Below are 11,853 nucleotides of genomic sequence, written 5' to 3'. Positions count from 1 at the left end.
TCGAAAGCGCGTGGGCCGTCGCGACGGTTCCCGCGACACAAGCTTGTGCGGTGCGGCGGTATCTGCCTAAGCCAGCGGCCATGGAACACGCCCCTGCCGGAATGTCGCCTTTCGAACTCGCCGCGCTGCTGGTGGTCGCGTCCGCCCTGCTCGGCTGGTTCAACCATCACTTCATCAAGCTGCCGCATGTCATCGGGCTGACTGTGATGGGTGCACTGGCTGCAATCCTGCTGCTGGTGGCAAACGCGGTGCTGCCGGGTGTCAGCCTCGACAATTATGTCGCGGACCTTCTCTCCCAGCTCAATTTCACCGACACGCTGTTGCAGGGAATGCTCAGCTTTCTGTTGTTCGCCGGTGCGCTGCACGTCGATCTCGACCGGCTTAAGGCGGACTGGTTTCCGGTGCTGATGCTTTCGACCGTGGGTGTTATCATATCAACGGTCATCGTCGGGCTCGCCAGTTGGGGGCTAGGAGAGCTGATCGGCCTGCCCATCGCGCCGATCTGGTACTTCGTCTTCGGCGCGCTGATCAGCCCGACCGACCCCGTCTCTGTCCTCGGCGTGCTGAAGGAAGAGAATGTGCCCGAAAGCCTGCAGGCGGCGGTGGCCGGGGAAAGCCTGTTCAACGACGGCGTCGGCATCGTGGTCTTCACCATCCTGCTGGGCGCGGCGGTGACGGGTGCGGACTTCTCTCTGGCAGAGGGCGCGCGCCTGTTCGCAGTCGAGGCGGGCGGCGGCATTCTCGTCGGGCTCGTCGCAGGCTGGCTGGGCTTTCGCGCCATGCGATCGATGGACGAATACGCACTGGAAGTGCTGATTTCCCTCGCCGTGGTGATGGGCGGCTACGCCCTGTGCACAAAGCTGCATATCTCCGGCCCGCTGGCGATGGCCGTCGCCGGACTGCTGATCGGCAATCACGGTGTCACCTACGCAATGAGCGACGTCACCCGCGATTACGTCATCAAGTTCTGGGAACTGGTGGACGAACTGCTCAACTCCATACTCTTTCTGCTGATCGGTCTGGAGCTGATCGTGCTGGTCCCCGGCGTGCTTGAAATCGGCTTCGGCATCGCCGCTATCGGCATCACGCTGGCAGCGCGCGCGATCGCCATCGCGCTGTCCACCCGCGTCGTGCCCAAGGCAAAGCCAGCAGCATCGGGCGCAGGACGGGTGCTGTGGTGGGGCGGTCTTCGCGGCGGCATCTCCATCGCGCTCGCCCTGTCCCTTCCCTCCGGACCTGTGCGCGATGTGCTGCTGGCGGCGACATTCGCCGCTGTGCTGTTCAGCGTGCTGGTGCAGCGGGCCACGCTCGGCAAGGTAATCGGGACGTTGCAGGACAGCGGCGAGGTACCGCTGGAAATCGTCACCGGCGATCCGCACGTCTGACGAAGGCGCCTGCCAAGGCGCGCGCTCCCCATCGCAATTGCGCTGTCGCCCCTTTCGCACTAAGGGAGACAAAACGCCCCGGGCCTGCGCGAGGACTCGTCTCTCGTGTGCCGGGGCGATTGTATTTCGCCAATCGGAAGGCCCGCCCATGTCACGTCGCCGCCAGATCTACGAAGGCAAGGCCAAGATCCTCTACGAGGGTCCGGAGCCGGGCACGATCATCCAGTATTTCAAGGACGACGCTACCGCCTTCAATGCTCAGAAAAAGGGCACGATCAGCGGCAAGGGCGTGATCAACAATCGCATCAGCGAACACGTCTTCACCCGCCTGTCGCACATCGGCATCCCGACGCACTTCATCCGTCGGCTCAACATGCGCGAACAGCTTGTCCGCCAGTGCGAGATCATCCCGATAGAAGTCGTGGTTCGCAATGTCGCTGCCGGCTCCATCAGCAAGCGCCTCGGCATCGAGGAAGGCGAACCGCTGCCCCACACGCTGATCGAATACTATTACAAGGACGACGCGCTGGGCGATCCGCTGATCGCGGAAGAGCATATCGCGTGCTTCAACTGGGCAAGCCATGAAGAGATGCAGGACATCTCCAGCATGGCCATCCGCATAAACGACTTCATGTGCGGAATGTTCGCCGCGATCGACATTCGCCTGATCGACTTCAAGCTGGAATTCGGTCGCATCTACGACGGCGATTACAGCCGGGTGATCCTGGCGGACGAGATCAGCCCCGACGGTTGCCGCCTGTGGGACATGACCAGCGGAGAGAAGCTCGACAAGGACCGCTTCCGCCGCGACCTTGGCGGAGAGAGCGAAGCCTATCAGGAAGTCGCCCGTCGCCTCGGCCTGCTGGAAAACACCGACAACGGCAATGCGGGCGAAGTCTTCGACCTCTCCAGCCACCGCAACCGCCTGCGCGGCAAGCCGAAGAAGTAAAAGACGTCTATTGGCGGCAAGCTGTACTTGCCACCTGACCGCGGCGATGGAATGTTCCCCTTTGTAAACAGGGGGGTCTGTCGATGCGTTTCACTATCTCTACGGCTGTCGTCGCGATTGCGGTCTGGCCTTGCGCCGTACTGGCCCAGCCGGACGAAATCGCGTTCGGGCCTGCCCCGGACTGGGCGCAGCCCAGCGAAAAGCGGCCCGTTCCCGACGACGCGGACGGGATGCTCTACTTGCGCGCGAACAATTACGTCGCGCACATTCATTCCGGCGGCCAGCAAAGCTATTTCGACCAGACGGTCCGCATCCTGACGTCGCAGGCGCTACAGGCCGGGAATATCGCCCTGCGCTGGAACCCGGCTGCGGGGAAACCCGTGATTCACGCACTGCAAATCACGCGCGACGGGACCGTGATCGATGTGCTCAAATCGACCGAATTCCAGATCCTGCGCCGGGAAGAGCAACTGGAAACCGCGATGCTCGACGGTTTGCTCACCGCGACGCTCAAGGTACCAGACCTGCGCGTTGGAGACGATCTGACGCTCGCCTATTCGCTGCCCGCCAGCGACCCGACCTTGCGCGACGTGAGCTACGGGCTGCTCTACATCCTGGACGTGCCGCCCCCCCCGGCGCGGTTCGGCTCGCGCTCAATTGGGAAGACGGCCACGCTCCGGCCATCAAGATTGCGCCGGCCCTGCAGGCTTCGGTCATGCAGGATGCCAATTCGGTGGCCGTCGAATTCGTCGATCCGCCCATCTTGCGCGTACCGGAAGGAGCGCCGGCCCGCTACGGCTGGACGCGGGTGATCGAATATTCGCAATTTGCAGACTGGCCGCAAATGTCCCGGCGTTTTCACGGGCTGTATGAAGAAGCGGCAGAGCTTGGAACCAAGTCCCCCTTGCGCGCAGAAGCGCAACGGATAGCGGCGGCCCATTCGGACCCGATGGACCGGGTCAACGCCGCGCTTGAACTGGTGCAGCAGCAGGTGCGCTACGTCTATGTCGGCCTCAACGGCGGCAACATGACGCCCGAGACGGCCGATGAGACCTGGGCACGCCGTTACGGCGACTGCAAGGGCAAGACCGTGCTGCTCATGGCCCTGCTGAAAGAGCTGGGCATTCCCGCGCAGGCGGTGGTCGTAAACAATGAAGGCGGAGACGATGGCCTCGACCAGCGGTTGGCCAGCCCGCTGCTGTTCGACCATGTGCTGGTCCGGGCAAACGTTGCCGGCGTGGACTACTGGCTCGACGGTACATTGCCCGAAGTGGTCGGCGCGCTGCGGCAGCCGTTGCTGCCCTATCGCTTCGCGCTCCCGCTGACGGCCACCGGCAGCGATCTCGAGCCGGTATCCAAGCCCATGCTGGAACTTCCGACGGAGATGGAACTGGTCGAGATCGACGCGCGTGCCGGGTTCGATCGGCCAGCCGTGTGGAAACATACCTCCGTCATCCGCGGTGCGAAGGCCGTGATACAACACATGCAATTGTCGCCCCTCGGCAAGGCGCAGAGCGAAACGGCTTTTCGCGAAGCGCTGCTTGCCGATGGATGGGACGACGTGACATCGGTCAATTACCGGTTCGACCGGGAAACCCTCGCCAGCGTCCTCGAAATAGAAGGGCTGCTCGACGCGGATTGGGAAAAGTCGGACAACTACACCAGCCTGGCGCTTCCCGGTGGCGGATTCTTTCCGCCTGCAAAGCTGGAGCGTCCATCGAACCAAGATGCTACTCTACCCTACAGCACCGAGCCGTCCTACGTCTGCAACGTCACGACCGTGCGGCTGCCGGACGATACCAAGCTTGGCGACTGGAGCTACAATGATGTGTTCGACACGACGCTTTACGCTCGCAACTACTATCGCATGATGGAACGTCGCGACGATCGGACGATCCGCATGGTTCGATCGTCCCGAAGCGATGTTTCCGAGATAGGCGCCGACCTCGCTGCAGCAGACAACGCGCGCCAGCCCGATTTCGACAACTCCAAAGCACTGATCTACCACGACGAGGGCAGCAGCCTAGTGAAGCTGAAAAATCAGTCGGCCGTGCCTGCTTATGGCGAGATCGACTGGACGGGAGCCAACCCACCTTGTTTCGGAGATAAGTAACGGCCCCCTTGCCCGACTTGCGGGCATGGGCGAGACAGGGACCATGCGTTTCAAAATCCTGACGCCGCTGGCAGCGCTCGCGCTGGCGGCCTGCGCCTCCAGCACCACGTCCTCTCCCGCAGTCACGCTCGCGCCAACACAATCCGCGCCGCCGGTGCAGGACGACGGACGATGGGCGTTCGAGGATAGCGACCTGCCGCTCGACCCGGATTACCGATTTGGGCGGCTCGAGAACGGAATGCGCTATGCCATCCGGCACAACGCGACCCCGGCGGGGCAGGCCGAGGTGCGGTTGTGGATCGGCTCCGGCTCGCTCTCCGAAACGCAAACCGAGCGTGGGCTGGCTCATTTCGTCGAACACATGGCATTCAACGGCAGCACTAACGTGCCCGAAGGCGAGATGATAAAGCTGCTGGAGCGGGAGGGTCTGGCCTTCGGCGCCGATACCAACGCCTCCACGGGATACGAGCGCACGCTGTACAAGCTCGACTTGCCGCGCAACGATCCGGAGCTGGTCGATACCGCGCTGATGATCATGCGCGAAACGGCGAGCGAACTGACAATCAGCGACGAATCGGTGCAGCGCGAGCGCGGCGTGATCCTGGCAGAGCAGCGCGACCGCAACAATTTCGCCCTGCGAAACTACCAGGACGAAGTCGCCTTCACCGCACCCGACGCGCACTATCGCGACCGCTTGCCAATCGGAACGATCGAGACGCTCTCTGCCGCCAGCGCGGCCGATGTGCGCGGTTACTACGCACGCGAATATGTCCCTTCCAACGCCGCGGTCATCGTGGTCGGCGATATCGACGTCGACGCCGTGCAGCAGGACATCATCCGCCGCTTCGGCAGCTGGCAGGCCGCCCGTCAACCCGCCGAGCCGGACCCCGGTCCGATCCCGTTCGACCGTCGCGGCGAGACCGATCTGTTCGTCGACCCCGCCCAGTCCGAGCAGGTTACAGCCATGCAGATGGGACCGCGGCTTGAGGGCCCCGACACCGTTGCCGAGCGGCGACGCAGGCTGCTGACGCGCGTCGGCTACGCCATCGTCAATCGCCGCCTGCGGCGCGTCTCGCGTTCCGAAGCGTCACCTTTTCGCAGCGCCGGGCTCGGCACGGGCGACGTGTTCGATGTGGCGCGGGTCAGCCGCCTGCTGGTCTACACGCCCGACGGCGGATGGAAGAAGGGCATCGCGGCGGCCGTGACCGAGTATCGCCGCGCTCTCGAATACGGGTTCTCCAGCGCAGAGGTCGATGAGCAGCTCGCGATCATCCGCAATCAGACCGAAGCCGCCGCGAACAGCGCCGACACCCGCAGCACGGGCGCGCTGACCGGCGCGGTGTTGAGCCTGCTGGAGGATGGGCTGGTCCCGACCACTCCGGCAAGCTCGCTCGAACGTTACAACGCTGTCGAGCCCGACGTGACGCCGGAAGCGGTGCTGGCCGCGCTGAAAGCCGACGTCGCATCATTCGAAAACCCGCTGCTGCGCTACGAAGGTCGCAGCGAGCCGCAGGGCGGAGCCGATGCGATCCGCGCGGCGTGGGACAGTGCCATGTCGGAAAAGCTGACCAAGGGCGACGACCTTGGCCTGGGGGCGTGGGCCTACACCGACTTCGGCACGCCGGGGGCTGTCGTGGCGGACAGCGTGGACGCGCGTCTCGGCATTCGAACGGTCACATTCGCCAACAACGTGCGTCTCAATCTCAAACCGACCGAGCTGGAACGCGACCGCATCCTGTTCGAAGCGAGCATCGACGGCGGCCAGATGCTGGTGACCCGCGAAAAACCGCTGGCGACCGCGCTGTTCGGACTGCTGCCCGAGGGCGGATTGGGCGAACATTCGGCTGACGATCTGCAAACCCTGTTGGCTGGTCGCAGCGTCAGCGTCCGCACCGCTGCAGAGGGTGAGGTGTTTACGCTTGCGGGAAGCACGCGCCCGCGCGACCTCGAATTGCAGATGCAACTGCTTACCGCATCGATCACCGACCCCGGCTATCGTCCTGAAGCGCAGTTGCAATTCCGCCGATCGATCCGCAATTATTTCAAGGGCCTGCGCGCAACGCCGGCCTCCGCGCTGTCGGCAGAAAAGGGCGCTATCCTGTCGGACAATGATCCGCGCTTCTCGCTGCAACCGCTGGACGATTTCGTGGCGCTGACCTTTGACGATCTGAAGGACACCGTTTCCGACCGGCTGGCCAACGGCGCGCTGGAGCTGGCACTGGTGGGCGATTTCGATCCGGAGGAAGCCATTGCCGTCGTCGCGCGCACGCTGGGCGCCCTGCCCGCGCGTGAAGAAGCCTTCCGACCTTATGCCGACCGGCGAAACCACCCATTTACGGCGTCCCGCGAGCAGCGCGAAATCCGCCATCAGGGGGAAGCCGACCAGGCGCTGCTCCAGATGGTCTGGCCCACCCGTGACGACAGCGATCTAAAGACGGACGCGACGCTCGAACTGCTACAGCGCGTCGTGCGGCTGGAGGTGTACGACGTCCTGCGCGAGGAACTGGGCGAAGCTTACTCGCCCAGTGTCAGCGCCATTCAGTCGAGCATCTATGACGGCTACGGCACATTCACGCTCGGTGCCTCGCTCGACGGCGGGCGCATTGAGGTGGCGCGCGAGGCCATCCTCGGAGTCATTGCCCGGCTTCGGCGCGAGCCGGTCGATGACGACACGCTGGAACGCGCGCGGAAGCCCTTGGCGGAAAGTTTCGCTAATGCGCTGAAGACCAATGGCGGCTGGATGGGACTGGTTGACCGCGCCCAGAGCGAGAGCGAGCGCATCGACCGCTTCCTTGCCGCGGGCGAGGTTCTCGACGCGATTACGGCGGCCGATCTGCAGACAGCGGCGCAGGCTTACCTCGCCCCGGACGAGCGGGTCGAATTCGTGGTCGTGCCGGAAGAACAGGATCCGGCCTAGCCGTCCACCACCATCGCGACAGAATCGCTGACGGGATCGTAGCGAACGTCGATGCCCGCATCGCGCAGGCGCCGGAAGCTGACGTAGGTGTTGGCTCGCACCGAGGCGTCAAGCTCGGCGAAGTTGCGCGAATTCATCTGGGTGCGGAACATCTCCACCAGGTCGCCGAGCTTGATAGAGACCGTGGAATCCGCGGCAATCCGCAGCGGGATCGTACCCAGATCGCGCCCGTTGGCCCTGACCGACTTGGTCACCTCGATTGCCCCGGGTGCGAGTGTGTCTGGCGTTCCGACGTCACCGACCTTGCGAAGATCGAAGCTGGCGGCCTGCGAGAAGCGCTGCTCAAGCCGTTCGAGCGAGGCGACGAGAACCGGCCTGGGCCTTGGCGCGAGTTCGGCGGCGGCTTCCCCCGTCAGCGCAGGCGGCGCGATGGTGTCGTCATCGCGCATCACCAGCGCGGTGCCATGCGGCAGATCGACCGGAGCGAAGCCACGGTTTTCGATCAACGCGACTTGCTCTCGTGCCTTCACCGGCAACGCGGGCGCCTTCGCTGGCGGCGCCTGCTCCGGCAATGCTATCGGACGGGCCTGCGGAAGATCGATACGGACCGCGACAACCATGGGTTCTGCCTGCGCGATAACAGCAGGCTCGATGCGAACCCTCGAAGGCCGGGAGAACGGCAGCAGCAATTTCTCATCCGCTGCCGAGATCGCCGTCGGCTCCGGCAGCACGATACGGACCGCCGCAGCGGGAGCGAGCGCCAGCGATTCGGGTTCTTCAGGGTTTGCGGGAAACAGTTCGCGAGCCAGCATGGTGTTGGAAGGCTTCGGCGTCGTATCCTGACGGGTCTCGACCTGCGCGATTCCGCGCGCCCTGACCGGTGCGTCGGCTCCGCCCGTACTCGCAACCAGACTGGCAACGCCTGCGGCCAACGCGCCGCACAAGGCAAACTCGGCTGGCGCCCCCGCGCCCGTTCCCGTCAACAGACGACCCCTGAAGTCAGCGAATCGCATGGCCCACCTCCAATTCGCTGGAATACTACTTATCCACAGCACCGGCGAGTCGTGTTAACTTGTTGCAAGCCGACGGGGCCAACGCCCCTTGTCCCACGCGCCGCTTGTCGCCATAGGCTCGGCCCGAGAACCCCGCACATCGGCAGCGAAAGGCGAAGCGCATGAAGGTCAGGGTCCACATCAATCTGAAGCCCGGCGTGCTTGATCCCCAGGGTCGGGCGATCCACCACGCGCTCGAAGGTCTCGGCTTCTCCGGCGTCGAGGATGTCCGCGCCGGTCGGCTGATCGAACTGGAATGCGCCGACAGCGTTACCGACGACCAGCTCGACCAGATGTGCCGCCAGCTTCTCGCCAACATGGTGATCGAGAATTACCGGATCGAGAAACTGCCCGCGAAGGAGCCTGCATAATGGCCGTTCGCGCCGCGGTGGTCACCTTCCCCGGCTCGAACTGCGACCGCGACATGGCGGTGGCGCTGGAACGGGCGACGGGCACCCCCGCCGTGCGGCTATGGCACGGCGATGCGGAGCTTCCCGACGGGCTGGATTTCATCGCCCTGCCGGGCGGCTTCTCCTACGGCGATTACCTCCGCTCCGGCGCGATGGCCGCGCGCAGCCCGATCATGCGCAGCGTCGTTGCCGCGGCAGAGCGCGGCGTTCCTGTGCTCGGCGTGTGCAACGGCTTTCAGGTGCTTACCGAAGCGGGTCTTCTCCCTGGCGCGCTGATGCGCAATGCCAGCCAGAACTTCATCTGCCGCACCGCCAACCTGCGCGTCGAGAACAACCAGTCGCTGTTCACGTCCGGCTACGAGACCGGCGCGACCGTCCGCATTCCGGTGGCGCATCACGACGGGTGCTATTTCGCAGACGAAGAGACGCTCGACCGGGTCGAGGGTGAGGGCCGCGTCGCCTTCCGCTATTCCGAGAACCTCAACGGATCGCGCCGCGACATCGCGGGGATTCTGAATGCGGCGGGCAATGTGCTGGGCATGATGCCCCACCCGGAGCGCGCTGTGGATGCGGCGCATGGCGGCACCGATGGTGCGGCCCTGTTCGAAAGCGCGCTGAACGCCCTCGCCACCGCCTGATAGTCAGGCTCAGGCGACCCGGTTGTTGCCGGCGGCGAACAGCCCGGTGGCATCGGACGCCACCATCGGGCGGCCGTAGTAATAGCCCTGGATCTTGGTGCAGCCGAGTTCGCGGATCATCTTCGCTTCCTCTACGGTCTCCACCCCTTCCGCCGTCGTCGTCAGCTCGAGACTGTCGGACAGCGCAACGACGGCCCGGATGATCGCAAGGCTTTCCGCGTTTCCGCTCGAGGCACCCTGCACGAAGGAGCGGTCGACCTTGATGGTCGAGAAACGCACTTCGCGCAGATAGCCGAGCGAGGAATAGCCCGTTCCGAAATCGTCGAGCGCGGTGCGGCAGCCCAGATCGATTATCTTCTGCAAGGTCGCCTTGGCCGTGGTCGCATCACGAAGGAAAATGCTCTCCGTCACCTCGACCTCCAGGCGCTGCGGTGGGAGGCCTGTTTCGTGCAGCGCCCACGCGACCTGATCGGCAAAGCCCGGCTCCAGCAATTGCTCGACCGATACGTTGACGCCGACACAGATGCGACTGGGCCATTTCATCGCCTCGCGGCAGGCGGTCACCAGCACCCATTGGCCGATCGGCACGATCAGCCGGGTATCCTCGGCCAGGGGAATGAACTTGGCCGGGCTGACCATCCCGTGGTCCTTGCTGTTCCAGCGCAGCAATGCTTCGAAGCTGACCAGGTGTTCGGAATTGGTGTCGACCACCGGCTGGAAGTGCAGCTCGAACTCGTTGCGCTCCAGCGCCTTGCGCAGGGAGAACTCGAGCTGTCGCCGCTCTTCCGCATCGGCGTAGAGCGAAGGTTCGAAATTGTGGTGCACGCCGCCGCCATCGTCCTTAGCGCGGTAAAGCGCGAGGTCGGCGTTGCGCATCAGCGCCTCGACGGTCTGACCGTCGCGCGGCCCGATGGCCGAACCGACGCTGGCGCCGACGTAGAGCGTATGGTGATCGACCTGGTACGGCAGCGAAAGACGCTGGATGATCTCGTTGGCGACGCCCTGCACGACGTTGCGGTCCGACGCGTCGCGGATCACGACGGCAAACTCGTCACCGCCCAGTCGCCCGCACATCTCGTTCTCGCTCATGATCGACTTCAGCCGCAGAGCGACCTGCTCGAGCAGCCGGTCGCCGACCTGGTGACCGAGCGAATCGTTGATCGATTTGAAGCGATCGAGATCGATCATCATGAAGGCGCAGCGCGCGCGCCACTGGTCGGCGTAGCGCAGCGCCTCGCCCAGCGCCTCCGTCAGCATCCGCCGGTTGGGCAGACCGGTAAGGGTGTCGAAGCGCGCGAGATAGGCGATCTTCTCGTCCGACTCGCGCTGTTCGGTAACGTCGGAGCCGACTCCGCGGTATCCGGTGAAGGAGCCTCGTTCATCGATGATCGGCGTACCGGAAAGCTCCCACCAGCGCTCCCCGGAAGGAAGGCTGACCTGCACGATGAGGTTGGAGAAGCTCTCGCGCCGCTTCATGCGCTCGGCAAGATCGTGCAGGCTGGGCACGAAATGGCCCGATTGCCATGACTTGCCGGCCAGCAACTGGATGAGCGGGTGACCTTCCGCCTTCTTCCCGTCGACCCCAAGGGCATAGGCGAAACGCGGGCTGATCGAACGCACCAGTCGATTGACGTCGACCTGCCACAGCCAGTCGGCCTCGTTCTCCTCGAACTCGCGCAAGAGCAGGGAAACGACTTCGGATTTCTCGGCAATGCTTGCCTCCGCGATCCGAGCCGCAAGGTGGGTGCGCGAATTGGCGACTGCGCCGATCGTCGTCACGGCGACGAACATGGCGACGAGGATGGCGAATTCAGGACGACCGGCGAGCAGGAAGGCAAGGATCGACGCAACGCCGGTTACGGCGGAGAAGACGATGGAGGTCATCGGGATCATGACGTATGTCGCGCTCGAACCGGCGACGAGCATGGCGAGCACGGTCCAGTTCGCCAGCTTCATCTCGATATCGCCGAATGCCCCGAAGAACAGGATCGGCACGCACCACACCATCGCGACCCCGCTGACCGCACCGGCATGGCGCCAGAAAAGCTGCCGCGTCATGCCCTTGCGCAGCGCGCCGTTGACCTCGCCGTTGACGCGCATCAGGAAACCGATGGCAACGGCCAGCGCGACCGGCCAGGCCAGCAGCGCGATGATCGAAACCTTCGCGAAGGATATCAGCAGGACCAGCATCGTCGCCAGTCCATGCATCAGCAGGCGGGAGCGCGGGACGACGGCGATGTCGCCATACTGCAACCCGCGCAACGCAACCCAGTCGCCGCGCGCAGGATCGCTCAGGCCGACCACAGCCGAATCGCTGATTTCCAACGGCAAGGTCGGCAGGTTTGACTGGGTCTCGCTCACCCCGCGGAATTACGGGCGAAAGGGTTAC

The 11,853-nt window shown here is 64.3% G+C and carries 9 protein-coding genes; 7 read left to right on the top strand and 2 right to left on the bottom strand.

Translation table 11 applies throughout. From position 1 onward, the window contains the following. Nucleotides 1-80: 80 nt before the first annotated feature. The 5 genes from ACXYN8_RS04520 to ACXYN8_RS04500 all read left to right on the top strand — a co-directional run bounded on the left by ACXYN8_RS04520 (nucleotide 81) and on the right by ACXYN8_RS04500 (nucleotide 7,364). Nucleotides 81-1,385: a cation:proton antiporter gene (locus tag ACXYN8_RS04520; protein WP_458888121.1), complete on the top strand. Its 1,305-nt coding sequence runs from the start codon at nucleotides 81-83 to the stop codon at nucleotides 1,383-1,385. Nucleotides 1,386-1,533: 148 nt separating this feature from the next. Continuing rightward, a complete protein-coding gene (purC, locus tag ACXYN8_RS04515) occupies nucleotides 1,534-2,334 on the top strand; it encodes a phosphoribosylaminoimidazolesuccinocarboxamide synthase (RefSeq protein ID WP_458888120.1) in 801 nt (266 codons plus the stop codon). Between the two features lie 230 nt (nucleotides 2,335-2,564). Further along, nucleotides 2,565-3,146 carry a DUF3857 domain-containing protein gene (locus ACXYN8_RS04510; protein WP_458888119.1) on the top strand — a complete coding sequence of 194 codons (582 nt, stop codon included), beginning with the start codon at nucleotides 2,565-2,567 and terminating at the stop codon, nucleotides 3,144-3,146. Continuing rightward, on the top strand, nucleotides 3,068-4,447 hold the full coding sequence (locus ACXYN8_RS04505; RefSeq protein WP_458888118.1) for a transglutaminase-like domain-containing protein: 1,380 nt from the start codon (nucleotides 3,068-3,070) through the stop codon (nucleotides 4,445-4,447). Before ACXYN8_RS04510 ends, ACXYN8_RS04505 begins: the two co-directional genes overlap by 79 nt. Nucleotides 4,448-4,490: 43 nt before the next feature. After that, entirely contained in the window at nucleotides 4,491-7,364 is a 2,874-nt protein-coding gene (locus ACXYN8_RS04500; RefSeq protein WP_458888117.1) for a M16 family metallopeptidase, read from the top strand. Here the strand turns inward: ACXYN8_RS04500 and ACXYN8_RS04495 are convergent. After that, nucleotides 7,361-8,347: a hypothetical protein gene (locus tag ACXYN8_RS04495; protein ID WP_458888116.1), complete on the bottom strand. Its 987-nt coding sequence runs from the start codon at nucleotides 8,345-8,347 to the stop codon at nucleotides 7,361-7,363. The genes ACXYN8_RS04500 and ACXYN8_RS04495 overlap by 4 nt on opposite strands. 191 nt (nucleotides 8,348-8,538) lie before the next feature. Here ACXYN8_RS04495 and purS point away from each other — a divergent pair, with 191 nt between their 5' ends. Then, complete coding sequence (purS, locus tag ACXYN8_RS04490; protein ID WP_458888114.1) at nucleotides 8,539-8,787, top strand: phosphoribosylformylglycinamidine synthase subunit PurS; 249 nt, start codon at nucleotides 8,539-8,541, stop codon at nucleotides 8,785-8,787. Then, nucleotides 8,787-9,464 carry a phosphoribosylformylglycinamidine synthase subunit PurQ gene (purQ, locus tag ACXYN8_RS04485; RefSeq protein WP_458888113.1) on the top strand — a complete coding sequence of 226 codons (678 nt, stop codon included), beginning with the start codon at nucleotides 8,787-8,789 and terminating at the stop codon, nucleotides 9,462-9,464. The genes purS and purQ overlap by 1 nt, the downstream gene beginning before the upstream one ends. Nucleotides 9,465-9,473: 9 nt before the next feature. On the opposite strand, the gene ACXYN8_RS04480 is transcribed toward purQ, so the two are convergent. Continuing rightward, entirely contained in the window at nucleotides 9,474-11,825 is a 2,352-nt protein-coding gene (locus ACXYN8_RS04480) for a putative bifunctional diguanylate cyclase/phosphodiesterase (protein ID WP_458888112.1), read from the bottom strand. Between the last annotated feature and the right edge of the window lie 28 nt (nucleotides 11,826-11,853).

This window comes from Altererythrobacter sp. CAU 1778 (assembly GCF_054482795.1).
The sequence above is the reverse complement of the archived record's forward strand: the minus strand, read 5'-3'. Positions and strand labels throughout refer to the sequence as shown.